Genomic DNA, 23,481 nt, shown 5'->3' on the forward strand with positions numbered 1-23,481 from the left:
CCGACCTCGGGCCCGGCCACCCGCCACCACTGACGAGATCCGTTGCACTGACCCCCACACGATTCCGCAACAGCCCGCAACATCGGGATTTCCGTGCATAACTGGCCACTGGCCGCCATGTTGCCTAGGCCGGGTGGTCCGCGCCGGACTCCCAGGCGCTGAGCGCACCCACCGCCGCCCAGTCCAGCTCGCCACCGCCCGTGGCCAGCAGGGTCAGGAAGCGGTCGCGCAACAGGCTGGCCACCGGCAGCGGCACCTGCAACGCCTCGCCCGCGCTAAGCGCCAGTTTGACGTCCTTGAGTCCCAGGCTCGCCGCGAAACCGGCCGGGGTGAATTCGCCGCGGGCCAGCAGCCCGCCGTAGGTTCGGTACACCGGGGCGTCGAACAGCGTGGAGGTCAAGAGCTCCAGGTATTGCTGCTTGTCTACGCCGGCCTTGCCGACGAGCGCCATGGCCTCGCCGACCGATTCGATCACCGAGGCGATCAGGAAGTTTCCGCTGATCTTCACCAGGTTGGCGGCCCGTGGTTCCTCACCGAGCACGAAGGTGCGCTGCCCGACCGCGTCGAAAATCGGGGTCATCGCCTCGACGGCCGCCGGCGCGCCGGCTGCGACCACGAACAGCTTGGCGGCGGCAGCGGCCTCGGGCCTGCCGAACACCGGGGCGCTGACGAACTGCTGACCTGCCTCGGCATGGCGGTCGGCCAGCCGGTCGGCCAGCTCCACGCTGATGGTCGAGCACGAGATGTGGGTGGCGCCGGCCGGTAGCTCGGCCAGGATGCCGTTGGCCCCGAACGTGATTGCTTCCACAGCGGCGTCGTTGGCCAGCATGGTGACCACTGCGTCGCCGCGGCAGGCTTCGGCAACCGTCGCCGCGGGGTGCGCGCCCTGACCGGCCAGCGCGGCCACCTTGTCCGGCGATCTGTTGTACGCCGTGACGTCGTGACCTGCCGCGAGCAGATTGGCGGCCATCGCCGCGCCCATGTTGCCCAGTCCGATGAATCCGATCCTCATGGCTCCACTCTTACCGGGTTAGTTTGGAGTCGGGAGGGCTCATGAAATTCTCGACGGAAATGTTCCAGATGGGCAACAACACCGGCATCGAGGTTCCTGCCGAGGTGGTGGAGGCGCTCGGTGCCGGCAAGCGTCCGGCCGTGGTTGTCGACGTCAACGGTTATCGATATCGCTCGACCGTTGCCCCGATGGGCGGCAAGTACCTCATCCCGTTCAGTGCCGAACGGCGCAGCGAATCCGGCATCCGCGGAGGCGACGCGATAGACGTCGAGTTGACCGTCGACACCGAGCCACGCCTGGTCGAGGCGCCCGAGGATCTCCGCGCGGCGCTCGACGCGTCGCCCACGGCGGCCAAGCGCTGGGAGGCGCTGTCCTACAGCAAGCAGAAGGGCCACGTCACCGCGGTGGAAGGGGCCAAGGCGGCCGACACTCGGGCCCGTCGCATCGCGAAAGTCATTGCTGAGCTGGAGAGTTGAGCTCTGCGGTTTCGCTCGCCCGGCGTACTGCCGCGATGATGCCCTGATAACCGGTGCACCGGCAGAAGTTGCCGGAGAGCCCCTCGCGGATCTCGGAGTCGGTCGGTGCGGGATTGTCCCGCAGCAGCGCGGTGATCGAGGTGACGAAACCCGGTGTGCAGAAGCCGCATTGCAGTCCGTGGCACTCCTTGAGCGCGGCCTGTACGGGCGAGAGTTCGCCGCCGGGACCCTCGATACCCTCGACGGTCGTCACCTCCTGGCCGTCCACCTGCACCGCGAAGACCAGACAGGACCGCACGGCCTGACCGTCGAGCAGCACGGTGCAGGCACCGCACGCCCCGTGCTCACAGCCGAGGTGCGTGCCCGTCAGCCCGCAGTTCTCCCTCAGGAAATCCGCGAGGGTGACGCGCGGCTCGACCACGCTGCGGTAATCGCGGCCGTTGACCGAAACTGCAACTGGCAGTTCATGCATTGCGCGCCTCCACGCTTGCGTGTTCCCAGGCTCGGGCCACCATGGTGGCGCCGACGCGCGCCCGATAGGACGCCGAGCCCTGAAGGTCCGAGGGAATGTCGGTCAGTGTGGACATCGCGAGTTCGCCGATATGCTCGGCGGTCACGTCGCCGATCGGTGTGCCGGTCGTGGCGGCCTCGGCCGCGGTGGCCCGCTTCGGTGTCGAACCCAGACCGAGCAGGCCGATGCCGCACCTGCTCACCCGGTTGTCGTCGTCGAGCTCGATCCCGACCACGGCGCCTGCGATGGCGAAGTCACCGTGGCGGCGGGCGAACTCTTCGACCGCGAAGCCACTGCGGCCAGACCACACCGGAAACCGTACGGCGGTGAGGATCTCGTCGGCGGCCAGTGTGGTCTCCCACAACCCGGTGAAGAACTCTCTCGCCGGGATCGCGCGCGTGCCGCGCGGTGAGGTGGCCTCGATCGTGGCGTCGAGCGCCAGTGCCACAGCTGCGTATTCGGCGGCCGGGTCGGCGTGGGCGATCGCACCGCCGAGCGTGCCGCGCGTCCGGATCTGAAAGTGCCCGATGTGCGGGGTGGCCAGGGTGAGCAGTGGAACCGATTCGGCCACTTCGTCGTCGAGGCCGACGAGCGCGTGCGGTGTGGCGGCACCGATCACCACCTCGTCGCCGTGCCGGTCGATGTCGCTGAGCCCGGTAATGCGCGATATGTCGATGAGGTTGTCGAAATGCGTCAGCCGCATGGCCAGCATCGGCACCAGACTCTGCCCGCCTGCCAGGATTTTCGCGGTGTCGCCATACTCACCGAGCAGCGCTACCGCCTCGTCGACGCCGGTCGGTCGGTGATAGGCGAACGGAGCGGCTTTCATGACACCGACCGGAGCCGGCCCAGCAGGTAGCCGAGCACACCCGCGACGGCCACGGCGCCGACGGTGGGGGCGAACCGCTTGGCCATAGGCACCGCCATCACCTTGGCCAGCGCGATCGCGTTGATCGGGACAGCCGATTGATCCTCGGCTGTGGTTGGGGCCGCGGCGTTTTCGCCTGCGGGTGCGGCACCGGCGAGCAGCTCGGCTTCGAGGCTGCCGGCGAACTGGTCGATCAGGGCTCCGGCGACATCGCTGAGCACACCGCGGCCGAACTGCGCGGCCTTGCCCGAGATGGTCAGATCGGTGGTGACCGAGACGAGGGTGCCTGCGGTGCCGTCGTCTTTCAGTTGGGCGGTGACGACGGCGGCGGCACTGCCGTTGCCGCGGGTCTCCTTGCCGTTGGCCTTGAGCACCACGCGCTGGGCTTGCGCATCTTTCTCCTGAAAAGTCGCATTGCCTTGATAGGACACGGTGATCGGACCCACCTTGACCTTGACTGCGCCGGTGAAGTCGTCACCGTGGACGCTCAGCAGGGTTGCGCCGGGCAGACAGGGAGCCACGCGTTCGACGTCGGTGATTACCTCCCACGTCTTCGACGCAGGCACCGCGACCCGGAATTCGTTGTTGAGCTCCACCGCTAAAGGTCCTTCCCTTCGGATCGTTCGAGTGCCGCGACGATGGCGGCGGGGCTTGCGGGCAGGGTCGTCACCGAGACTCCGAGCGGGGCCAGGGCGTCGTTGATCGCGTTGATCACGGCGGGCGTCGACCCGATGGCACCGCCCTCGCCGGCTCCCTTGTAGCCACCCACACCGGGCCCGGGGATCTCGACGTGGCCGTACTCGATGAGCGGCACGTCGGTGGCGGTGGGCAGCAGATAGTCGACAAAGGTTGAGGAGAGCGGATTTCCGGCGTCGTCGTAGGAGAGCTGTTCCAGCAGGGCGCCGCCGATGCCCTGCACGGTGCCACCGGCGATCTGCCCCTCGACGACGTTCGGGTTGATCATCGGACCGACGTCCTCGCTGACGATGTAGCGGGTGATGTGGACCCGGCCGGTGTCCAGATCCACCTCGCATGTGCAGGCGTGGGTCGCGTTGGCCCAGTGGATCGGAGCCGTCGGTGGCGCGGTGAAGCGGGCGGTGGCCTCCAGGGTCGCCGACATGCCCGGCGGCAGCTGCTGCGGCTCGTAGTACGCGCGGTACGCGAGATCGGCAAAGGTGACGGCCTTTTCGGCGTTCTCGCGAACGGTCGCGCGTGACCCGGCGAGTTCGATCTCGGATTCTTCGACACCGAGCCGGGCGGCGGCCATCGCGACGAGTTGCTTGCGCAGGATGGTGCCGGCCTCGTTGACCGCTCCGGCGGTCATCGGCGCACTGCGGCTGCCCTGCGTTCCCGCGCCGTACGGCGTCACCGCCGTGTCGCCCTGGATCGTGGCGACGTCGGCGATGTCAGCACCCAGTGCATCTGCCGTGAGCTGAATGACGGTGGTTTCCAGGCTGTTTCCGGTCGATCCGCCGTTGACGTAGACGTTGATCTTCCCGGTCGGCTCCATGCGCATTGTGCAGCCCTCGGTGGCCAGGTGGCCGGTGGCCGCACCCGTCGGCTCGATGTAGGCGGAGAAACCCAGGCCGAGGTAGCGGCCCTGCCTGAGCGCCTCGGCCTGTTCCCTGCGGAAGCCCTCGTGGTCGAGGATTTTCACCGCCTGTTCGAACGTTTCGATGGGGGCGACGTGGTCGTAGGGCATGCCGTTGGGGTTGAAGTACGGCATCTCGTCTCGGCGCAACAGGTTGCGACGGCGCAGCTCCACCGGGTCGAGGCCCATCTTTCGGGCGGCGATGTCGAGAAGGATTTCTCGCGTGAGGGTTTCGTACTGCCACGGTCCGCGGTAGGCGTGCAGGCCCGCAGTGTTCGAGAACACCGTCTTGTAGTTGAAGCTGGCCTTGGGTACGCGGTACGGGCCGGGGAAGAACATGCCGATGGCCGCGGTGGTGAGCACCGGATAGGGAGTGGGATAGGAGCCGACGTCCTGGATGAAGTCGATGTCGGCGGCCAGGATGTTGCCGTCCTCGTCGAACGCCATCCGCACATCGCCGTCGACATGGCGGGATTGCCCGGCAGACATCAGGTTCTCGCGGCGGTCCTCGATCCACTTCAGTGCGCTCGGAACCTTGCGCGCGGCCAGCATGATGCACATGTCTTCGCGCATCGGCACCACCTTCTGCCCGAAACCGCCGCCGGTATCGCGCATGATGACGCGTACGTGCTGGGCCGGGATGGCCAGCAGTCGCGCGCCGAAGGCCCGCAGCTCGTGCGGAGTCTGGGTGGACGCCCAGATGGTCAGTTCGCCGGTCGACGCCGCCCATTCGACGACCATGCCGCGGGTCTCGATCGGCACCGGAACGTACATCTGTTGGTAGATATGCTCTTTGACCACGTGGGCGGCCGAGGCAAAGGTCTCTTCGTCGGGCGGGGCGCCGGCCAGGCCGCCCGCGTTGTTGTCCGGGTAGGCGGCGTGCACCGCGATGTCGGAGGTCAGCGCGTCACGGAAATCCGGGATGGCGGGTAGTGGTTCGTAGCCGACGTCGACCAGGTCGGCGGCATCCTCGGCGACGTACCGGCTCTCGGCGATCACGAGTGCGACGGGGTCGCCGACGAATTTGACCTCGCCCTCGGCCAGTGGCGGCCGTGGCGTGTCCGGCATGTCCTTGCCTGCCACGGCGTGCCAGGCCTCCCTGACGTCGGGGTTCAGGTCGGCCGCGGTGAACACCGCATGGACGCCGGGCAGGGCGAGTGCCGCAGCGGTGTCGACGCCTGTGATGGTGGCCCGCGCGAAGGGACTGCGGACGAAGCAGGCGTGCAGCATGCCCGGCCGCGTGATGTCGTCGACGAAGGTGCCGCGACCGGTGAGCAACCGGGTGTCCTCGACGCGTTCGATCCGTCGGCCCGCGTAGCGAGTGCTGACGGTCCCGGATGTGGCTGACGCCATGTATCGCTCCGATTCGTGGGCTACTTCTGCGCGTAAGTAGAGTGCGGTTATCCTATACCGGAAGGAAATATACCTCTAGAAGAGAGTGGCATTTTCATTCGTGCTGACGATCGGCGTTTAGGCTTGCCGACTATGCGTCCCATCGCGTTCGGGCTGCTGGTGGCCGCGGCTACCGTGCTGGCTCCGACACCCGCCGCGTCGGCGGTGCCCGCGGCCGCCGCCGGTCTCGTCGACATCCGCACCGTGGTGCCCGACGCGATCGTCGACCTTCGATACGCCACCACGGACAACTTCGTCGGCCAGCAGCTCTACCCGGCCGACGCTCACTGCCTCGTGCACGAGTCCATGGCCGCCGGGCTAGCCGCGGCCGCCGCGGCACTGCGCCCCGACCGGCTGGTGTTCTGGGACTGCTACCGCCCGCACGAAGTGCAGGTCCGGATGTTCCAGGCGGTGCCTGATCCGAACTGGGTGGCACGACCGGGCAGCTCGGCGCGCAGTCATGAGGCCGGCCGGTCGGTGGACGTCACCATCGCCGGCGTCGACATGGGCACCGGGTTCGATGACTTCACCCCGCGAGCCAAGGCATATGCGACCGACGGTGTCAGTCCCGCCGAACAGGCCAACCGGGCCAGGCTGCGGCAGGCCATGCAGGCCGGAGGGCTCTCGGTGTACTCGGGGGAGTGGTGGCACTTCGACGGGCCGGGCGCCGCCGATCCGCGACCGTTCCTCGACGTCCCCCTCGACTGATCCGCGGGATCACCCGCCGCGCCCCACCTTTCGCGCGAGTGAGCTCTGACGTAGGCGGTAATTTCACTTGACACATCACGACGTTTCGCGTCGAGGGCGTCCCGGGTATGCGTTTGTGTGTGCACACGACCCTGATGGATAACGATTTGAAACCTCAACGATTTCAAAGTGATACGAGAGACGAAGCGCATCCTCCGCACACACTACGGTCACTTGGTGCACCGTCGAACGGCCCTCAAACTGCCGCTGGCACTAGCAGTCGCCACGGCACTACCCGCCATGTCCGCGATGCCTAGCGCCGCCGCCGACACTGGCCGGTGGCCCGCAGACCGTGCCAACGCGTGGTACCAGGCGCAGGGCTGGTTGGTAGGTGCCAACTACATCACGTCGACCGCGATCAACCAGATCGAGATGTTTCAGGCAGGCACGTACGACCCGCGGCGGATCGACGCCGAACTCGGCGCGGCCCGGCTGCTCGGGTTCAACACTGTACGGGTCTTTCTGCATGATCTGCTGTGGGCCCAGGACCGCGGTGGATTCCAAAGCAGACTGGCGCAATTCGTCAATATCTCGGCGAACCACGGCATCAAACCGCTATTCGTGTTCTTCGACTCGTGCTGGGATCCGTATCCGCGGCTCGGCGCGCAGCGGGCGCCGCGACCCGGCGTGCACAACTCGGGCTGGGTGCAGAGTCCCGGCGCCGAACGCATCGCCGACCCGCGGTATCGGCAGGTCCTCTACGACTATGTGACCGGGGTGATCGGCCAGTTCCGCAACGACCCAAGGGTGCTCGGCTGGGACCTGTGGAACGAGCCCGACAACCCATCCGGCCAGTACCGCTCTGTCGAACGCAAGGACAAGCAGCAGCAGGTCGGGGCGCTGCTCCCACTGGTCTTCCAGTGGGCGCGATCTGTCAACCCGGCCCAGCCGCTGACCAGTGGTGTCTGGCAAGGCAGTTGGGGATCCGGTGACCGCAGTGCGATGAGCGGTTTTCAGCTCGACAACTCCGACATCATCACGTTCCACTCCTATGGCACGCCTGATCAGTTCGAGGCGCGGATCGAGGAACTGGCGCCGCTGGGCCGACCGATCCTGTGCACGGAGTATCTGGCCCGCACGCTCGGCAGCACCATCGAAGGAGTGCTGCCGGTCGCCAAGCGGCACAACGTCGGCGCCTACACGTGGGGACTGGTCGCCGGGAAGTCCCAGACGTACTTCCCGTGGGATTCCTGGAGCCATCCCTACAAGACGCTGCCGAAGGTGTGGTTCAGCGATCTGCTGCAGCCCGACGGGCGACCCTATCGCGACATCGAATACCAGACGCTGCGCAAGCTCACGAGCACGCCGGGTGCGACTTAGAACAGGTCGCCGGTCTCGCCGAGCATCGCCTTGCGGATGAGTGGCAAAGGCAGCGGCCCGATCTTCACGAAGGCGTCGTGGAAGCCCTTGAGTGAGTAGGCGTCGCCCATCTTCGCCTTGTAGTCGTCGCGCAGTTTCAGGATCGCCAGCTTGCCCATGGTGTAGTAGCCGTACGTCGCATCTGAGGTGCCGCGCTTGGCTTCCGACTCCGCCACCGGCGCCGGCTCGTGGGCCTGCTCGACGAACATCTGCTGAGCCTGCTCGACCGTCATCCCTTCGGTGTGCATCTTGATGCCGACGATGAACCGGACATCGCGCAGCAGCGCATCCTGCAGCTGCGCCAGCCGATTCCGCGGATCGCCACCGTGCAAGCCCTCGTCGAGCATCATCTGCTCGCAGTAGTGTGCCCAGCCCTCGAAATTGCTGGCCGCGCTGAACACCTTGCGGACGTCAGAGGGATAGTCCTTGGCGTAGAGGAACTGTAGGTAGTGCCCGGGCCACACCTCGTGCACCGACACATTGCTGATCGCCGGGCGGTACCACTGGGCCATGAACTCGTCCTGCTCGGGCTTGGGCCAGGCCGGGTCCGGCAGCGTCATGTTGAAATACGCTTCGGTGGCGACTTTTTCGAACGGACCCGGGATGTCCATCGACGCCGACGTGGTGGCCCGCAGGAAGGGCGGGGTCTGCACCACCCGTGCCGCAGGCGCCTGCGGGATGTCGGCGATCTGCTTGTCCCGGACGAACTGCTCGATGCTGTCGAGGTTGCTTTGCGTCACAGCGAGCAGTTGGGCCGGTGGCGGGTAGTCCTTCTGCACGTCGGCCAGCACATCCAACGGCGCCTTGCCGGGGTCGATCGCGTGGGCCGCGTCGGTGAATGCCTGCTGGTTGCGCTTGAGATCGGACTCCGCGATGGCCAACAGATCTGATAGCGGCGTGGTGATCATCTCATCGGCAGCCAGCACCTTGCGGTAGGTGTCCGCGCCGTAGGCGAACGATCCGGCGGAGCGGGGCAGTAGATCGTTCTGCAGCCAGGACTTGTAGTCGTCGAGCGCGGCGATCACCGCAGCGTTTGCCTTCGCGAAATCGGCCAGCAGTGCCTGGTCTTTCACCCCGGCGAAGGCCGCAGGCACATCGTGGGCGAAGAAGTCCCGATTGCCGTCGAGTTGGTCGATGGCGATCTGGGTGTAGATCCGCGGCGGATCATCGAGGTTGTCACGCGCCTCGGACAAGGCGTTCGGCATCAGCCTCAGCCGGTTGGTCAGCGACCGCAGGCGCTGCTCCGGCGGCGCGAAATTGCGCGAGATCATGACGAAGGCGTCGTTGGTGATGCCGCTGCTGTAGGTGTCCGGGTCCTTCGCCCAGCGGCGAATGACCTGGTCCTGCAGCAGGATTCCATCCAGCGCGTGCTTGGTCTGCTCCAGATCGAGCTGATCGTCGAAGGTCAGCGCGTCGGCATCGATTCCGTCGAGGCGCGACCGGAAGGACTTCACGGCCTCGGCCTCGGCGGTCACCGCCGCAGCCGAGTAGTCGGGAATCACATCGTCGTACTTGTGGATGCCCAGGGCTGTGGCGTGGGAAGGATTCTGCCGATAGGTGTATTCGAGAATCTCGGCGGTGAGCTGCTGGAAACCGGCGTCACCGGAACCGGCTGCAGGCTCGGTGCGGTTGTCGCATGCCGGTAGAAAACCGATGGCGAGGACGAGAACCGTGAGCGTTGACCCCAGACGCCGCATACCAGAAGGCTAGAGCGTGAAATCGGCTGAGGCCAGGCAGTGGGCTTGGGCTTCGACGGCGACCCGCAAGGCGGCCGCCGCTCCGAGGTGCCGGCCTGCCTCGATCGCGGCCCGCGCACCCCGCACGGCGAGCGGCGGCTGGGCGGCCAGCCGGTCAGCGAATTTGTCGGCAGCAGAATCGAGTTCGTCGCCAGGCACGACACGGTTGGCCAACCCGATGCGCAACGACTCTGCCGCGTCGATGATTTCACCGAGCAGAATCATCTCGCGGGCGCGACTCTCACCGACGATGCGCGGAAGTCTGAAGGTGGCACCCATATCCGGAAGCAGGCCGAACCGCGATTCGGTGAGACCGACGCGCGCATCAGCGGCGAAGATCCGGAAGTCGCAGGCCAGCGCCAGTTGTAGACCGGCACCGTAGGCATGGCCCCGCACGGCCGCGACGCTGGGACACAGCAGGTTCGGGATGAACTCGAACACCCCGGCCACAGCCAGCCCGAGTTCGACCGTTTCGTCGTCGGGTGTGCGGTCGACGAACTGCGCCAACGTGCCCGTCATCGCCTCCGCCAGGTCGAGACCCGCCGAAAACGACGGACCCGCGCCCGTCACGATCAGGCACCGCAGCGTGTCGTCATCGGTCAACAGCGCGCCGAGACGCCCGAGATCGTCGCGCATCTGCGGGTTCAGCGCGTTGAGTTTGGCCGGACGGTTCAATGTCAGCGTGCCGATGTCGGCGCGTCGCGAATAGCGGATGGTCGGGTAGTCCGGGGTCATCGAGACGCCCGCCGGGCCAACGGCGACAGCGGGAAGCCGAGATGGTCCAGCTTGTCCGGATTGATCACCGAGCGGACGGTGCAGACGCTGTCGCCTTCGACGTCAATGGTCAGCACGTTGATCAAACCGCCGTCGGGGTCGAAGGCCAGCAGCCCGGCCTGCCCGTTGACCAGGGAACGCTGGAACCGGGCGCCGACGCCGCGGTACGCCCGCACGATCCCCGCCAGCACCCGCTGAACCCGGTCGCGTCCGAACACCGGCCGCGGCAGCCCCCGGCCCGTTCCGCCGCCATCGCCGTAGAACGCGACGTCGGCAGCCAACAGCTGCACGAGATTCTCGAGGTCCCCGTCTTCGGCGGCGCGGAAGAACCGGTCGGCCAACTCGGTGCGGTGGGCGGTGTCGACGTCGAACCGGTGTCGCCCGGCCTCGATGTGCCGACGGGCCCGGTTGAGCAGCTGCCGGCAATTCGCGGGTTCCTTGCCGACGATGCGGGCGATGTCGTCGTAGTCGTAGGCGAACACCTCACGCAGCAGGAACACCGCGCGTTCGACCGGCGAGAGCGTTTCCAGCAGCACCAGGAATGCCATGGACAGCGAATCGGATGTGGCTGCCAGATCTGCGACGTCGGGATCGGCCGACGTCAGCAGCGGCTCCGGAAGCCAAGGGCCGATATAGGTTTCGCGCTGCACCCGGGCAGAACGCAGATGGTCGATGGCCAGCCGCGTCGTGATCGTCGTCAGCAGTGAGCGTGGCGAATCCGCCTCGCCGCCACGGTCCAGATAGTCGAAGTAGCGCAGGTACGTGGCCTGCACGATGTCCTCGGCGTCGGTGACGCTGCCCAGCATCCGGTAGGCGATCGAGAACAGCAGCGGCCGCAGCTCGGCGGGTTCTTCCCGGTCGGTCATGGCACCTCCCTGTCTTCCCCATAGACGATCCGGAGGGGGCATCTGTGACACCGCATGTCACAGCCGAGGGCAGTCGTCCGTCATCAGGTCTGCATACACCTCGAACAGAAGGGATACGGCCATGAACATCGCACTGTGGACCGCGCAACTCGTCCTGGCCGCGATATTCGCGTTGTCCGGCACGGTCAAACTCACCATGAGCCGCGAGCGGCTGCTGGACACCGGCCAGACCGGGATAGCCATGTTCCCCATGCCGGTGGTCCGGTTCACCGCGGCCATGGAGCTGCTCGCGGTGATCGGGCTGGTGGTGCCGGGGCTCACGCGGATCGGCTTGGTGCTCACGCCGCTTGCGGCCGCTGGGCTGTGCGCGGTGATGATAGGCGCCGCGTGGGCTCACAGCCGATTACACGAGCCACGCAGTGTCCTGGCCAACGCCGTGCTCTTCGGCCTGGCCGCCTTCGTCTTTGTCGGGCGGTTGCTCTAGCGAGTGATTCGGTAGCGCACATGCGTCGCCAATGGCGAATGCTCGGTCTCGACGAGCTCCAGCTCATTGACCGTGGTGTCGTCGAAGATGCGTTCCCCGCGTCCCAGCAGCACCGGGATGATGTCGAGGCTCAGCTCGTCGAGTTCGCCGGCGGCGAGGGCCTGGCGCACCGCGGAGGCGCCCCCGGCAATGTCGACATCACCATCGCCTGCAGCGCGGGCTTGCGCCAATGCGTCCGCGATGCCGCCGGTGACGAAATGGAATGTGGTGCCGCCGTCCATCTCGATGGGCTCGTGCTCGTAATGCGTCAGCACGAAAACCGGTGCGTGGTAAGGGGGTTCGTCACCCCACCAGCCACGCCACTGCTCACCGTCGGTGGCCCAGTCGCCACGGATCGGTCCGAACATGTTGCGTCCCATCACATATGCCCCGCGAGGACGCAACAGGTTCGCGGTCCAGCGAGCATCGACGTCGTGCTGGGGTTGATCGAGGTGCCATCGATGCAGCCGCATGCCGCCCCGGCCGATCGGGTCGTCACGCGACTGGTCAGGGCCTGCGACGAAGCCGTCCAGTGAGATCGACATGTGTGCGGTGGTGAAGGTCATGTACGAGTAGACCGCAGGCGGGGCGGAAAATCATCTAGTACGACTGCCCGTTTGCATACCGCTCGCGGCGGTAGTGGCGCCCGTTGCCGCGGTTGCGGCTCTTGTACGTCGGCAGCTGCGAGTCGCAGTTGGGGCAGATCAAGCGCAGGTTCTCCCGACGGTTGTTGGTCGCATTGCCATCGACGTGGTCCAGCACCAACACCAGAGGCAGGCCCTGCCATGTCGTGGCTCCACCGCAGATCGCGCAGCAGCCTTCCTGAGCCTCGGCGAGATACTGCCTGATGTAGTGATCTGGGTACGTGCCGACAAACGCTTCGCCGGTCTCGAGCCATCGTTTCTTACGGGCGTCGCTGCGGGCCGAAGCCTGACATACATTGCTGCAATAGATCTTCTGGCTGCGCTTCGTTAGCGGAGTACCGCAAGCGAGACATGACCTCATGAGCGGACATTACGACGGGCTACCGACAAGCGGCGCCTGCCGGAACAGAGCCTCCTATCGGGATTGAACCGATGACATTCCGCTTACAAGGCGAACGCTCTACCACTGAGCTAAGGAGGCGGGTGGAACGCGCTACATCCTAACGGGTCACATGTCTTGGTCGATGACCCGCTGCGACGCGACCACGCGGGCCGCGGTGCGGCGGCGTTGCCGGGAGAGTGGGATCCGGTCGGCGATGTTGCTGAGCGGGTTGACCACAGCGGTCAGGGACAGGACCGCGTCGTGCAGTGTGTCGACCATCGGGGCCAGCGCCTCCAGGCCGGGCACCAGGCGGTTGAGGGTGTCGGAGAGGTCGACCAGCTTGGCCAGCGGACCGTCCGGATCGGCCAGGGTCTCGAGCAAGCCGTCGTCGGCGAGCAGTTTGTCGACCACGCCATCCTCGCGCAACAGCCGCTCGATCAGGCCCTCGTCGGCGAGCAGTTGATCGGCCAGCCCGCCGGGGGAGACGACCCGGGACAGTGCGCCGTTCTCGGTGGTCAGCCGGTCCATCAGGCCGCCCTCGGAGGTGACTTGATCGACCAGGCCACCTTCTTGCAGGGCGCGGTTGACGGGCCCGGTCTCTGCCAGCAGTTTGTCGGCGACACCGTCCTCGCGCAGGATCCGTTCGATGATCCCGTCCTTGGCGAGCAGTCGGTCGGCCAGACCGCCGGGGGCCAGCACGCGTGACACGATGCCGTCTTCAGCGGTGAGCCGGTCGGCGAGCCCGCCCTCGGCGGTGATCTGATCGACGAGGCCCCCCTCGGCGAGCGCGCGTGACACCGGGCCCGTGTCGGAGTTGAGGCGATCCAACAGGCCGCCGGGTTTGGTCAGCTGATCGACCAGGCCGCCCGGTTGCAGTAACTGGTTGAGCGGGCCCTCCGGAGCGAGCGCCCGACCGATCGGGGCGTCGTCATCCATGAGATGGGCCAGCCGGTTCGCTCGATCCACCGCGTCATCGAGTCCGAGCAACCCGGCCACCGAGGGCTTGCCCTGGATGGGGTTGGCGTCGTTGAGCGAGCGTTGTACGACGTTGAGGGTGCCCCCGGCGATACCGAGGCCGAGGTCAGCGACGGCCAGACCGACCTTGACCGGGGCGGTGGCAACCTGGACCAGGGTTTTGCCGAGGTTCATGAGGTCAGTCTAGGTGCGTGTGGCAGGCGTCACCCCAGGGGTTCTCTCGGCTCCTTGGAGCAAAACTTTCAGGAAGCTCACAGCGAGCGCGCAGGATTACGTCATGCGACAGCGGCAACATGGCAGGATGGCCATGCCAGCAGTGCCCGAGAGCGTCCCTGAAGCACGGATCCTCGTCGTCGACGACGAGGCCAATATCGTGGAGTTGCTGTCCGTCAGCCTCAAGTTCCAGGGCTTCGAGGTACATACCGCGTCCAACGGAGCGGCTGCCCTCGACAAGGCCAGGGAAGTTCGTCCGGACGCGGTCATCCTGGACGTGATGATGCCCGGCATGGACGGCTTCGGTCTGTTGCGCCGCCTGCGCGCCGACGGCATCGACGCCCCGGCGCTGTTCTTGACCGCGCGCGACAGCCTGCAGGACAAGATCGCCGGCCTCACCCTCGGTGGCGACGACTACGTCACCAAGCCGTTCAGTCTGGAAGAGGTGGTTGCCCGCCTGCGGGTGATCCTGCGTCGGTCCGGCCGCGGCGTCGAAGAACCCCGCAATGCCCGGCTCTCGTTCGCCGACATCGAACTCGACGAGGACACCCACGAGGTGTGGAAGGCCGGCGAGCCTGTCTCGCTGTCGCCGACCGAGTTCACCCTGCTGCGTTACTTCATCATCAACGCCGGCACGGTGCTGTCGAAGCCGAAGATTCTCGACCACGTGTGGCGCTACGACTTCGGTGGCGACGTCAATGTCGTCGAGTCCTACGTCTCTTACCTGCGCCGCAAGATCGACACCGGCGACAAGCGCCTGCTGCACACGCTGCGCGGCGTCGGCTATGTGCTGCGCGAGCCGCGCTGAGAGATTTCGTCCCGGCGGCATACTTCTTGAGTGGTGTTAGACCGGGTTAACCGCGCGCGCGGACAGGGCGTGCCGCTGCGGGTCGGGTTGGTTGCCGCGGCTCTGGTGTTGGTGGCGTGCGGCCTGCTCGCGTCGGGCATTGCCGTCACCTCGATCATGCGGCACACCGAGGTCGACCGGATCGACCAGACGTTGCTCGACGCGTCGCGCAGCTGGGCGCTGGAACCGCGCCGCATGCCGTCCACGCCGATGGAAGGCCCGAATCCGGCCCGGCCGCCGTCGAACTTCTACGTGCGCGGCGTCGACGAAGACGGACGTACCTGGATCGCGATCAACGACCGGGAAGCCGAACCCGAACTGCCCGACAACAACGATGTCGGACCCATCCCGGTGACCGTCGGGTCGATCGGAGACTCCAACATCCAGTGGCGGGCGATGACGGTGCGGTCCTCGGATGGCTCGCTGACCACGGTCGCGATCGATCTTTCCGACGTGCAGTCGTCGGTGCGGGCGCTGATCTGGTCGCAGATCGGAATCGGTGCGGCCGTGCTGCTGGTACTCGGCATCGCGGGCTACGCGGTGGTCCACCGCAGCCTGCGTCCCCTCGTCGAGGTCGAACAGACAGCTGCTGCGATCGCCGCCGGGCAGCTCGATCGTCGTGTCCCCGAACGGGATCCGCGCACCGAAGTCGGCCGGCTGTCGTTGGCGCTGAACGGCATGCTCGCCCAGATCCAACGTGCGGTGGCGTCTTCGGAGGCCTCGGCCGAGCAGGCACGCAGCTCTGAGGAACGCATGCGGCGGTTCATCACCGACGCCAGCCATGAACTGCGCACCCCGCTGACCACCATCCGCGGTTTCGCCGAGCTGTACCGGCAAGGCGCGGCCCGTGACACCGAGATGCTGATGGGGCGCATCGAGAGTGAGTCGCGGCGCATGGGCCTGCTCGTCGAGGACCTGTTGCTGCTGGCGCGCCTCGACGCGCAACGCCCGCTGGAGCGCCGCCGGGTAGACCTGCTGACCCTGGCCACCGACGCCGTGCACGACGCGCAGTCCATCGCGCCCGAGCGCAAGGTGTCCATGGAGGTGTTCGACGGACCGGGAACACCGGAAGTGCTCGGTGACGACGCCCGCTTGCGGCAGGTGCTGGGGAACCTGGTGGCGAACGCGCTGCAGCACACGCCGGAAACCGCAGGCATCACAGTGCGGGTGGGTACCGACGGGGACAACGCGGTGCTCGAGGTGTGCGACGAAGGCCCCGGCATGAGCCAGGAAGATGCGCGACGGGTCTTCGAGCGGTTCTACCGGGCCGACACGTCACGCACCCGGGCCAGCGGCGGTACCGGGCTTGGTCTGTCGATCGTCGATTCGTTGGTGTACGCCCACGGCGGGACGGTGCGCGTCGTCACCGCCCCGGGCCAGGGCTGCCGGTTTACCGTCAGCCTGCCGCGGATTGCAGATCTGCCAGCGCGGCTGTGATCTTCGCCTGCGCCTCGTCGAGGGATTCCGGCGACGGATTGTTGTCGACGTGGGCGAACCCGAAGTCGGACAGGTTGTAGGCGGGGAAGACGTGCACGTGCAGGTGCGGGACCTCAAGTCCGGCGATGATCACGCCGGCGCGCTCGGCGCCGAAGGCCTTGCACACGGCCTTGCCGATCAGCTGGGACACCTCCATCACGCGCGCGAAAACGGCGGGCTCGACATCCTGCCAGTTGTCGATCTCGGCGCGGGGCACCACGAGCGTGTGGCCCTGGGTCATCGGAGCGATGGTCAGGAACGCGACGATCTCGTCGTCCTGATAGACGAATCGGCCCGGTAGTTCGCCGTTGATGATCTTGGTGAAGACGGTCGCCATGCCCCGAGCATAGTGAGCGGCCCACTGACGGTCTCAGCCGATCAGCTCGGCCAATTCGTCGACGGTCCACGGCGGTGACGCGTGGTGGTCCCGGTAGACGATGAATCCGGGTGTGGGGCGGGTGAATTCACCGACGAATCCGCCCGCGGCGATGAAGATCCGGCCGGTCACTTCCCGTGCGGCATCGCTGACCAGATAGCCGTAGGTGGGCGCCACGTAGTCCGGCGAAGCCGCGTCGAGGGCACCCTGCATGCTCACGTCGTCGAGCAGGCCGCGGCGGTTCAGCTCGGCGATGTGTTGCTCGTAGTCGGGCCCGGTGGACAGCCGCGTGCGCGCCCCGGGACACACGACGTTGGCGCGCACCCTGTGCTCCTTGAGTTCGGCCGCGATCGCCAGCGTGAGCCCGTTGACCGCTCCCTTGCCCGCCGGGTAGCCCGAGCCGCCGTAGTCACCGAGGAATGCGAACGAACTGGTGTTGACGATGGCTCCGCCGCCCTGGGCGACCATTCGGGGTGCGGCGGCCCGGCAGGTCTCGAACACCGTGCCCAGATGAGCGTCGAGCAGGTCCCGGAATTGGGCACTCGTGACGTTCAGGATGGACGAGCCGACTGGTTCGGCCGTCCCTGCGCAGTTCACCAGGATGTCGATGCTGCCGAACTCGGTCACGCACCGATCGATGAGGGCGTCCGCGACAGCCGGATCGGACGGTGAACCGGCATGTGCCACACCGGAAACCCGCTGCGCCGCGGCTTCAGTGGTGGCGGCGTTGCGACCGCTGACCACGACGCCCGCGCCCAGCGACGCGAGCAGCTCCGCCACGGCGAGGCCGATGCCGCGGGTGCCGCCCACCACGACGGCACCGCGCCCCGTCAATGCCCCGGTGGTCAGCTCTGGCCTTCCTGGGCGAACGTCATCGCGTCCAGGTTCCAGTAGCCCCGCAGATTCGTGATCAGGCCGGCGTCGTCGACCTTGTAGGTGAACACCCCGCGCACGGTCGCGGTGAAGCCGTTGGGAAACCTGGTGTGCAACACCAGGATGTAGGCGATCTCCGTCGGTGAGCTCGACGGGAAGGTCTCCTCACACGTGACGGTCAGAGTGTTCGGGGCGATGTTGGTGTCGTAGAAGACCGCGACGGCGTCCTTGCCGCGCACCCCGCAGCCGTCGGGGTTGGTGACGGCTTCGCCGATCGGATCTTCGACCACGACGTCGTCGGCCATCAAGGCCAGCCAACCCTCCCGGTCGCCGGACTGCACGCATCGCCAGGATGCCTGAGACGCGATCTGGACGGGCGAAAGTTCTTGGGTCTGGGTCATATTCATCTCCTCATCCGCCAAAACCGCATTCCAGCAGGCCGCTGGAATGCGGTTTCGGTGGGAAATGGTCAGCGGTCGGCGTCGGTGTAGCGGATGATGCCGCGGATGTTTCGGCCCTCCAGCATGTCCTTGTAGCCGTCGTTGATCTGTTCCAGCTTGTACTGGCGGGTCACCATGTCGTCGAGGTTGAGCTTGCCTGCCTTGTACATCGACAGCAATTGTGGGATGTCGTAGTGCGGGTTACCGCCGCCAAAGATGGTGCCCTGCAGGTTCTTTTGCATGAGCGTCAGCATGGCCAGGTTCAGCGTGACGTTGGTGTCGAGCAGGCTGCCGATCGCCGTCACCACACAGGTGCCGCCCTTGCTGGTGAGGTTGAGGTAGTTGTCGACGTCCTCACCCTTGAGTTCGCCCACGGTGACGATCGTCTTCTTCGCCATCAGGCCCCACGTCACCTCGGCGACCCCCGCCATGGCGGCGAAGATGTCCGGATAGACATGGGTGGCACCGAACTTGAGCGCCTGATCACGCTTCCACTCGACCGGGTCGACCACGAAGATGTGCCGAGCGCCGGCGTTGACCGCGCCTTGCAGGGCAGCCATCCCGACGCCGCCGACGCCGATGATGGCCACGTCCTCACCGGGGCGGATGTCGCCGGCGCGGACCGCCGAACCGTAGCCGGTGGTGACGCCGCAGCCGACCAGGCACGCCACCTCGAACGGGATGGACTTGTCGATCTTCACCACCGAACTCTTGTGCACCACCATGTACGGGCTGAACGTGCCGAGCAGGGTCATCGGAAAAACGTTCTGGCCCTTGGCGTGAATGCGGAAGGTGCCGTCGGACACCGCTTGACCGCCGAGCAGTCCGGCGCCCAGATCGCACAGGTTGCGCAGCCCGGCCTGACAAGACGGGCACTGGCCACAGGACGGGATGAACGACAACACCACGTGGTCGCCGGGTTCGATGCCTTCGACGCCGGGCCCGACCTCCGTGACGATGCCCGCGCCTTCGTGGCCGCCGAGCACGGGGAAGCCGCCCATCGGAATGCCGCCGGTCACCAGGTGGTGGTCGGAGTGGCACATGCCCGACGCTTCCATCTGGATCTTGACCTCATCCTTGACGGGATCACCGATCTCGATCTCCTCGATCGACCACGGCTGGTTGAACTCCCAGATGAGAGCGCCCTTTGTCTTCATCACGTCCTACTTTCGTTGGAGGCTTCCCGCGCCAGACTAAGTTATCTAGGTCACATAAGGAAGGTCGCATTTGACCTTCCGGCTCACCAGATCGGAACCGGCGCTTCTCCCAGGGGGTAGTAGCCGGGCAGCTTCTCCCCGGCGAGGCTCCGTTCGATGCGCTTCTGCATGCCCGCGCTGAGGTCGCCGGAGGAGATGAGCTTCATGAACATCGACGAGACATGGCCGAAATCGAAGAAATCGCGTTGCCATTCGATCAGCAGTTCGCCGTCTTCTTCGGTGAGCCGGAACCAGCTCCCGCCGATGCCGTAGATCTCGTCGGTCGTGCCGTCGGACTTGTTGACGATCTGTTTCCAGAAGCCGACGATCTCGCTCTGCTTGTCGTCGACCAGAACTTTCTGATATTCGTAGACCCAGTTCTCCAGGCCCTCCATCTCCAGACCCAGGGCGACATCGCGGATTTCGTCGCGGCCGACGCACATCACGTCTTCTTTGGGGCCGATGTTCCAGCCGTAGGTGGCGTCGGCGGTGTAGAAGTCGGCCAGCGGCTTCCAATCGCCGGCTTTCTCGGCGTCCTTGTTGGCTTGTAGCCAACGTTCGACCCAGTGATCGAGTGCTTCGCGTGACGGCATCGCTATTCCTTATCGGTGATGGACAGTGCTCGGGTAGGACACATATCGACGGCTCTCTCGACGTCCTCGCGGAGTTCGTCGGGTGGTTCGGGGTCGGTGATCTCCACGGTGCCGCGTTTGGGCACGGTGAAGACGTCCGGGGCCTCCATTTCGCACATCGCGTGGCCCTGGCACAGGTCGGTGTCGACCTCAACGCGGTAGCAACCCATGGGTGCTCACCCCTTCGTGCGTCTGCGGTACCGAACTTTGGCGGGGCGTTCCAGCTGGACGACCATCTTCGAGTGGTCGTTGCGGTACGAGTCCGCGGGTTGAGCCATCTCGAACTCGTACTCCCGCAACAACACCGAGAAGATCGCTTTGATCTGCATCTGGGCGAACGCCGCCCCGACGCAGCGATGCCGACCGGCTCCGAACGGGATCCAGGTCCACCGGTTCACGACGTCGGCCTGTTCGGGCTTGTTGTAGCGATCGGGGTTGAACGCGTCGGGGTCGGGGAAGTCCTCCGGGATGCGGTTGGAGATCGCCGGGGACGCCGCGACGAAGTCGCCCTTGTGGATCGGGAATCCCTCGACCTCGAATTCGCCCTGCGCCACCCGCATCAGGATGATCAGCGGCGGATGCAGCCGCAGGGTCTCCTTGACCACGTTGTCGAGTTTCGGGATCTGGCGCAGCGCGTGGAAACTCACCTCTTGGCCGTCGGCGTAGAGCTCGTCGAGTTCATTCTGGACCTCGGCGTAGACGTCGGCGTGACGGATCAGCTCGATGAGGGTCCACGACGAGGTGCCGGAGCTGGTGTGGTGGCCGGCGAACATCAGCGAGATGAACATGCCGGTGATCTCGTCGGCCGAGAACCGGAGGCCGCCCTCCTCGTCCTTGATCGACACCAGCACGTCGAGCATGTCGCGATCGGACTTGTCCTTCGGCGGGTTGGCCAGCCGCTGATCGATGATCTCCTGCACCAGCGCAACGAGTTTCACGCGCGCTTCATCACGCCGCTGGAAACTCTCGATCGGCAGGTACGGGTCGACGTAGCAGAACGGATCGGTGCCACGTTCCAGTTCGTGGTAGTACCGAGCGAACCGGGAGTCCAGTTGCTCGCGGAATTTCAGGCCGATCAGGCATGCCGTCGAGGTGTAGATCGTCAGCTCGGCGAAGAAGTCCAGCAGCTCGATCTCGCCCTCGTCGCCCCAGTCGGCGATGATCTTCTTCACCTCGCCCTCGATGGTCGCGGCGTGCGCTTTCATATGGTCACCGCGCAACGCCGAGTTGTGCAGCATCTCCTTGCGGCGCTCGGGGCTGGCGTCGAACACCACACCCTTGCCGAAGATCGGCGTCATGAACGGATACGCCTCGGCCTGATCGAGATCCTCGTCGGCAGAACGGAAGAAGAACTCGTTGGCCTGTGCGCCCGAGAGCAGGATGACGTGCTTGTCGACCAGCTGGAACCAGCCGACATCGCCGCACTCGTCACGGACCCGCTGCATCAGGCCGATGGGGTCGGTGCGGAATTCCTCCAGGTGACCGTGTTCTTCTTCGCCACCCGAGACCCGCTGTACTTCCTTGAGGGCGTTGCTCATTGGTTCGGCATCCCTTCTTCCCCCAAAGCCAGCTTCTGGCGGTCTTTGACGTCCGCGAGCGGAGCTTCGGGCTGAATCTCCAGATTCGCGATGAACCCACCCCGTGGCGTCTCGGCGACGAACGTGATGGCGCGCGCCAGATCAGCGGCACGCAGGAAGTAGTCGTGGCGGGCCTGCCCCCACTTGGCCCAATCTTCCAGCGCCGGACCGATTTTCTCGGCGGGCAGCGTCCAGCCCATCGCTGTCCGGGTCGGCCCCGGATGCACGATCGAGGCCCGCACCCCGGTCCCTTCCAGCTCCATTTGCAGGTTGGTCACCATCGCGACCAGACCGGCCTTGGCGGCGCCGTAGGCGCCCATGTGGGGCCGCTGCCGCAGGGCGACGTCCGAGCCCACGAAGATGACGTCGCCGCGCCGGCGTTCCACCATGGCGGGCAGCACCGCCGTTGCCATCCGGTTCGCCCCGATGAGGTGAATCTGCACCTGGGCCTCGAACTCGTCGGTGCTCATCTCGTGGAGCCGCCCGAAGTTGGTGTCGCCCGCGCCGGCCACCAGCACCTCGATCTCGCCCAATGCCTCGGTGGCACCGTGAACGAACGACTTCACCGAATCGGCGTCGGTGACGTCGAGCGGCAGCGCAATCGCCTCCCCGCCACCGGCTTTGATCTCCTCGACGAGTTCCTGACACTTCTCGACCCTGCGGGCGCCGAGTGCGACCGGGAAGCCGTGAGCGGCCAGCTGCTTCGCGGTCGCGGCACCGATGCCCGAGGAGGCGCCGGCGACGATCGCGGGCCTACGGTCAGGGTGCGGTTCAAAACGGGCCATTTAGCGTTTCTCCACTGTGATCGGAAGGTGGGCGAATCCACGGACATTGCTGGAATGCACCCGCACGGCCGCAGATTCATCCAGTTCGTATCCACGGATTCGTTTGAGCAGCTCGGTCAGTGCGACCCGGGCCTCCATGCGGGCCAGGTGCGCGCCGAGGCAGAAGTGGGCACCACTGCCGAAACTCACCAGCTTCGAGCCGATGTCGCGGCCGATGCGGTATTCGTCGGCATCTTCGAAGACGCGTTCGTCGCGGTTGGCAGACCCCGCCAACAACAGCAGCACATCGCCTGCGGGGATGGTGGTGTCGTAGAGGGTGAGGTCTTCGACCACCGCGCGGGCCAGAATCTGGCTGGACGTGTCGTACCGCAGGGTTTCCTCCACCCACGGGGTGATGAGGTCGTGATCGTCGAACACCGGCGCCAGCTGGTCCGCGTTCTTGAAGCCCCAATATGCAGCATTGGCAAGCAGTTTCGTGGTCGTTTCATTTCCCGCGACCACCATCAGGAACAAGAACGCCATGATCTCGTCGTCGGTGAGCTTGTCGCCGTCGATCTCCGCTTCGACCAGCGCCGAAGTGAGGTCATCGGTGAGCTGCCTGCGACGTTGCTTGACCATGTCGGCGTAGTACACCAACAGTTCGGCCGATGCCTGCATGGCCGACGCGGGGATGTCGGCCACCCCGTCTTCGCGGTGCATGACACCGTCGGCCAGGGCGCGGATCCGGACCCGGTCCTCCTGCGGAACCCCCATCAATTCGGAGATGACATCCATGGGCAGCTTGCCGGCGAATTCGTCGACGTAGTCGAAGCTCTCGTGTTCCAGTGCGGCCTCGAGGTGCTGAACCGCGATCTCGGTGACCCGGCCCTCCAGCTCGCGGATGCGGCGCGGCGTGAACCCCTTCGACACGAGGGTGCGCAGCCGCAGGTGGGCCGGATCATCCAGCGCCAGAAAGGACATCACCCGGTGGGCCTCGTCGTTGCGGGAGATCGGATCCAGCGACACCCCATGCTTGTTGGACAATGCGGTGCTGTTCCGGAAACCCCGCAGCACGTCGCTGTGCCGCGACAGCGCCCAGAAGTTGAGCTTGTCGTTGTGGTACAGCGGAGCTTCGTCGCGCAGCCGCCGATAGTACGGGTACGGATCCTCGTGCAGATCGTAGTCGTACGGATCGAAAACCAGTTCTGCAGTTTTCGCGCTCATCGGTGCT

26 protein-coding genes and 1 tRNA gene are annotated in these 23,481 nt (G+C 66.1%); 6 read left to right on the plus strand and 21 right to left on the minus strand.

Translation table 11 applies throughout. The annotated features are described in order from the left end of the window. Nucleotides 1-124 precede the first annotated feature (124 nt). On the minus strand, nt 125-1,012 hold the full coding sequence (locus tag BST13_RS22590) for an NAD(P)-dependent oxidoreductase (protein WP_083166258.1): 888 nt from the start codon (nt 1,010-1,012) through the stop codon (nt 125-127). Nucleotides 1,013-1,053: 41 nt separating this feature from the next. Here BST13_RS22590 and BST13_RS22595 point away from each other — a divergent pair, with 41 nt between their 5' ends. After that, on the plus strand, nt 1,054-1,488 hold the full coding sequence (locus tag BST13_RS22595) for a YdeI/OmpD-associated family protein (protein ID WP_083166259.1): 435 nt from the start codon (nt 1,054-1,056) through the stop codon (nt 1,486-1,488). On the opposite strand, the gene BST13_RS22600 is transcribed toward BST13_RS22595, so the two are convergent. Genes BST13_RS22600 through BST13_RS22615 form a run of 4 tightly spaced genes read right to left on the minus strand, consistent with a single transcriptional unit; the run spans nt 1,466 to nt 5,811 of the window. After that, on the minus strand, nt 1,466-1,960 hold the full coding sequence (locus tag BST13_RS22600; RefSeq protein ID WP_083166260.1) for a (2Fe-2S)-binding protein: 495 nt from the start codon (nt 1,958-1,960) through the stop codon (nt 1,466-1,468). The genes BST13_RS22595 and BST13_RS22600 overlap by 23 nt on opposite strands. Further along, nucleotides 1,953-2,828, minus strand: a complete 876-nt coding sequence (locus BST13_RS22605; protein ID WP_083166261.1) for an FAD binding domain-containing protein — start codon at nt 2,826-2,828, stop codon at nt 1,953-1,955. The genes BST13_RS22600 and BST13_RS22605 overlap by 8 nt, the downstream gene beginning before the upstream one ends. Beyond that, nucleotides 2,825-3,463, minus strand: coding sequence for an SRPBCC family protein (locus BST13_RS22610; RefSeq protein WP_083166262.1), 639 nt, complete (start codon nt 3,461-3,463; stop codon nt 2,825-2,827). Before BST13_RS22610 ends, BST13_RS22605 begins: the two co-directional genes overlap by 4 nt. A gap of 2 nt (nt 3,464-3,465) precedes the next feature. Then, nucleotides 3,466-5,811: a xanthine dehydrogenase family protein molybdopterin-binding subunit gene (locus BST13_RS22615; protein WP_083166263.1), complete on the minus strand. Its 2,346-nt coding sequence runs from the start codon at nt 5,809-5,811 to the stop codon at nt 3,466-3,468. A 132-nt stretch (nt 5,812-5,943) separates the two neighbouring features. On the opposite strand from BST13_RS22615, the gene BST13_RS22620 reads away from it, so the two are divergent. Next, a complete protein-coding gene (locus BST13_RS22620; RefSeq protein WP_083166264.1) occupies nt 5,944-6,558 on the plus strand; it encodes a M15 family metallopeptidase in 615 nt (204 codons plus the stop codon). A 216-nt stretch (nt 6,559-6,774) separates the two neighbouring features. After that, nucleotides 6,775-7,917, plus strand: coding sequence for a glycoside hydrolase 5 family protein (locus BST13_RS22625; protein ID WP_211296159.1), 1,143 nt, complete (start codon nt 6,775-6,777; stop codon nt 7,915-7,917). Here BST13_RS22625 and BST13_RS22630 read toward each other — a convergent pair. The 3 genes from BST13_RS22630 to BST13_RS22640 are packed head-to-tail and all read right to left on the minus strand — an operon-like array spanning nt 7,914 to nt 11,332. Then, nucleotides 7,914-9,653, minus strand: coding sequence for a DUF885 domain-containing protein (locus BST13_RS22630; RefSeq protein ID WP_083166265.1), 1,740 nt, complete (start codon nt 9,651-9,653; stop codon nt 7,914-7,916). The genes BST13_RS22625 and BST13_RS22630 overlap by 4 nt on opposite strands. A 9-nt stretch (nt 9,654-9,662) precedes the next feature. Beyond that, nucleotides 9,663-10,427 carry an enoyl-CoA hydratase/isomerase family protein gene (locus tag BST13_RS22635; RefSeq protein WP_083166266.1) on the minus strand — a complete coding sequence of 255 codons (765 nt, stop codon included), beginning with the start codon at nt 10,425-10,427 and terminating at the stop codon, nt 9,663-9,665. Further along, entirely contained in the window at nt 10,424-11,332 is a 909-nt protein-coding gene (locus tag BST13_RS22640) for an RNA polymerase sigma-70 factor (RefSeq protein ID WP_083166267.1), read from the minus strand. Before BST13_RS22640 ends, BST13_RS22635 begins: the two co-directional genes overlap by 4 nt. 121 nt (nt 11,333-11,453) lie before the next feature. Here BST13_RS22640 and BST13_RS22645 point away from each other — a divergent pair, with 121 nt between their 5' ends. Then, complete coding sequence (locus tag BST13_RS22645; protein WP_083166268.1) at nt 11,454-11,816, plus strand: DoxX family protein; 363 nt, start codon at nt 11,454-11,456, stop codon at nt 11,814-11,816. Here BST13_RS22645 and BST13_RS22650 read toward each other — a convergent pair. The 4 genes from BST13_RS22650 to BST13_RS22665 all read right to left on the minus strand — a co-directional run bounded on the left by BST13_RS22650 (nt 11,813) and on the right by BST13_RS22665 (nt 14,030). After that, entirely contained in the window at nt 11,813-12,421 is a 609-nt protein-coding gene (locus BST13_RS22650) for a dihydrofolate reductase family protein (RefSeq protein WP_083166269.1), read from the minus strand. The genes BST13_RS22645 and BST13_RS22650 overlap by 4 nt on opposite strands. 34 nt (nt 12,422-12,455) lie before the next feature. Beyond that, nucleotides 12,456-12,860, minus strand: a complete 405-nt coding sequence (locus BST13_RS22655) for an HNH endonuclease family protein (RefSeq protein ID WP_083166270.1) — start codon at nt 12,858-12,860, stop codon at nt 12,456-12,458. Nucleotides 12,861-12,908: 48 nt separating this feature from the next. Then, a tRNA-Thr gene (locus BST13_RS22660) sits at nt 12,909-12,980 on the minus strand. A 27-nt stretch (nt 12,981-13,007) separates the two neighbouring features. Next, on the minus strand, nt 13,008-14,030 hold the full coding sequence (locus BST13_RS22665) for a hypothetical protein (RefSeq protein WP_083166271.1): 1,023 nt from the start codon (nt 14,028-14,030) through the stop codon (nt 13,008-13,010). A 103-nt stretch (nt 14,031-14,133) separates the two neighbouring features. Here BST13_RS22665 and BST13_RS22670 point away from each other — a divergent pair, with 103 nt between their 5' ends. Further along, the gene (locus BST13_RS22670) at nt 14,134-14,877 is read left to right on the plus strand and encodes a response regulator transcription factor (protein ID WP_425437036.1); all 744 of its coding nucleotides are present in this window, start codon (nt 14,134-14,136) and stop codon (nt 14,875-14,877) included. Between the two features lie 33 nt (nt 14,878-14,910). Then, the gene (locus tag BST13_RS22675; RefSeq protein WP_083166353.1) at nt 14,911-16,353 is read left to right on the plus strand and encodes a sensor histidine kinase; all 1,443 of its coding nucleotides are present in this window, start codon (nt 14,911-14,913) and stop codon (nt 16,351-16,353) included. Here the strand turns inward: BST13_RS22675 and BST13_RS22680 are convergent. From BST13_RS22680 to BST13_RS22720, 9 genes are all read right to left on the minus strand, one after another. After that, nucleotides 16,313-16,729 carry an HIT family protein gene (locus BST13_RS22680; RefSeq protein ID WP_029374158.1) on the minus strand — a complete coding sequence of 139 codons (417 nt, stop codon included), beginning with the start codon at nt 16,727-16,729 and terminating at the stop codon, nt 16,313-16,315. The genes BST13_RS22675 and BST13_RS22680 overlap by 41 nt on opposite strands. A gap of 33 nt (nt 16,730-16,762) precedes the next feature. Continuing rightward, nucleotides 16,763-17,602, minus strand: coding sequence for an SDR family NAD(P)-dependent oxidoreductase (locus tag BST13_RS22685; protein WP_083166273.1), 840 nt, complete (start codon nt 17,600-17,602; stop codon nt 16,763-16,765). 11 nt (nt 17,603-17,613) lie between these two features. After that, entirely contained in the window at nt 17,614-18,042 is a 429-nt protein-coding gene (locus tag BST13_RS22690; RefSeq protein ID WP_083166274.1) for a nuclear transport factor 2 family protein, read from the minus strand. Between the two features lie 68 nt (nt 18,043-18,110). Further along, nucleotides 18,111-19,238 carry an NDMA-dependent alcohol dehydrogenase gene (locus BST13_RS22695; protein ID WP_083166275.1) on the minus strand — a complete coding sequence of 376 codons (1,128 nt, stop codon included), beginning with the start codon at nt 19,236-19,238 and terminating at the stop codon, nt 18,111-18,113. 83 nt (nt 19,239-19,321) lie between these two features. After that, nucleotides 19,322-19,870 carry a nuclear transport factor 2-like protein gene (locus BST13_RS22700; protein ID WP_083166276.1) on the minus strand — a complete coding sequence of 183 codons (549 nt, stop codon included), beginning with the start codon at nt 19,868-19,870 and terminating at the stop codon, nt 19,322-19,324. A gap of 2 nt (nt 19,871-19,872) precedes the next feature. Continuing rightward, the gene (locus BST13_RS22705; RefSeq protein ID WP_083166277.1) at nt 19,873-20,079 is read right to left on the minus strand and encodes a ferredoxin; all 207 of its coding nucleotides are present in this window, start codon (nt 20,077-20,079) and stop codon (nt 19,873-19,875) included. A 6-nt stretch (nt 20,080-20,085) separates the two neighbouring features. Then, the gene (locus tag BST13_RS22710) at nt 20,086-21,447 is read right to left on the minus strand and encodes a cytochrome P450 (RefSeq protein WP_083166278.1); all 1,362 of its coding nucleotides are present in this window, start codon (nt 21,445-21,447) and stop codon (nt 20,086-20,088) included. Beyond that, nucleotides 21,444-22,271: an SDR family oxidoreductase gene (locus tag BST13_RS22715; protein WP_083166279.1), complete on the minus strand. Its 828-nt coding sequence runs from the start codon at nt 22,269-22,271 to the stop codon at nt 21,444-21,446. The genes BST13_RS22710 and BST13_RS22715 overlap by 4 nt, the downstream gene beginning before the upstream one ends. Then, complete coding sequence (locus BST13_RS22720) at nt 22,272-23,474, minus strand: cytochrome P450 (RefSeq protein ID WP_083166280.1); 1,203 nt, start codon at nt 23,472-23,474, stop codon at nt 22,272-22,274. Nucleotides 23,475-23,481: the final 7 nt, after the last annotated feature.

This window comes from Mycobacterium aquaticum (genome assembly GCF_002086485.1).
In the GTDB taxonomy this organism is placed as follows: domain Bacteria; phylum Actinomycetota; class Actinomycetes; order Mycobacteriales; family Mycobacteriaceae; genus Mycobacterium; species Mycobacterium aquaticum.

Coding starts and splice junctions, on each gene's coding strand:
- BST13_RS22605 (WP_083166261.1), bottom strand. CDS start 2,828: ATGAAAGCCGCTCCGTTCGCCTATCACCGACCGACCGGCGTCGACGAG.
- BST13_RS22720 (WP_083166280.1), bottom strand. CDS start 23,474: ATGAGCGCGAAAACTGCAGAACTGGTTTTCGATCCGTACGACTACGAT.
- BST13_RS22705 (WP_083166277.1), bottom strand. CDS start 20,079: ATGGGTTGCTACCGCGTTGAGGTCGACACCGACCTGTGCCAGGGCCAC.
- BST13_RS22620 (WP_083166264.1), top strand. CDS start 5,944: ATGCGTCCCATCGCGTTCGGGCTGCTGGTGGCCGCGGCTACCGTGCTG.
- BST13_RS22655 (WP_083166270.1), bottom strand. CDS start 12,860: ATGAGGTCATGTCTCGCTTGCGGTACTCCGCTAACGAAGCGCAGCCAG.
- BST13_RS22645 (WP_083166268.1), top strand. CDS start 11,454: ATGAACATCGCACTGTGGACCGCGCAACTCGTCCTGGCCGCGATATTC.
- BST13_RS22715 (WP_083166279.1), bottom strand. CDS start 22,271: ATGGCCCGTTTTGAACCGCACCCTGACCGTAGGCCCGCGATCGTCGCC.
- BST13_RS22615 (WP_083166263.1), bottom strand. CDS start 5,811: ATGGCGTCAGCCACATCCGGGACCGTCAGCACTCGCTACGCGGGCCGA.
- BST13_RS22590 (WP_083166258.1), bottom strand. CDS start 1,012: ATGAGGATCGGATTCATCGGACTGGGCAACATGGGCGCGGCGATGGCC.
- BST13_RS22690 (WP_083166274.1), bottom strand. CDS start 18,042: ATGACCCAGACCCAAGAACTTTCGCCCGTCCAGATCGCGTCTCAGGCA.
- BST13_RS22695 (WP_083166275.1), bottom strand. CDS start 19,238: ATGAAGACAAAGGGCGCTCTCATCTGGGAGTTCAACCAGCCGTGGTCG.
- BST13_RS22600 (WP_083166260.1), bottom strand. CDS start 1,960: ATGCATGAACTGCCAGTTGCAGTTTCGGTCAACGGCCGCGATTACCGC.
- BST13_RS22700 (WP_083166276.1), bottom strand. CDS start 19,870: ATGCCGTCACGCGAAGCACTCGATCACTGGGTCGAACGTTGGCTACAA.
- BST13_RS22665 (WP_083166271.1), bottom strand. CDS start 14,030: ATGAACCTCGGCAAAACCCTGGTCCAGGTTGCCACCGCCCCGGTCAAG.
- BST13_RS22680 (WP_029374158.1), bottom strand. CDS start 16,729: ATGGCGACCGTCTTCACCAAGATCATCAACGGCGAACTACCGGGCCGA.
- BST13_RS22650 (WP_083166269.1), bottom strand. CDS start 12,421: ATGACCTTCACCACCGCACACATGTCGATCTCACTGGACGGCTTCGTC.
- BST13_RS22635 (WP_083166266.1), bottom strand. CDS start 10,427: ATGACCCCGGACTACCCGACCATCCGCTATTCGCGACGCGCCGACATC.
- BST13_RS22640 (WP_083166267.1), bottom strand. CDS start 11,332: ATGACCGACCGGGAAGAACCCGCCGAGCTGCGGCCGCTGCTGTTCTCG.
- BST13_RS22595 (WP_083166259.1), top strand. CDS start 1,054: ATGAAATTCTCGACGGAAATGTTCCAGATGGGCAACAACACCGGCATC.
- BST13_RS22670 (WP_425437036.1), top strand. CDS start 14,134: ATGCGACAGCGGCAACATGGCAGGATGGCCATGCCAGCAGTGCCCGAG.
- BST13_RS22630 (WP_083166265.1), bottom strand. CDS start 9,653: ATGCGGCGTCTGGGGTCAACGCTCACGGTTCTCGTCCTCGCCATCGGT.
- BST13_RS22710 (WP_083166278.1), bottom strand. CDS start 21,447: ATGAGCAACGCCCTCAAGGAAGTACAGCGGGTCTCGGGTGGCGAAGAA.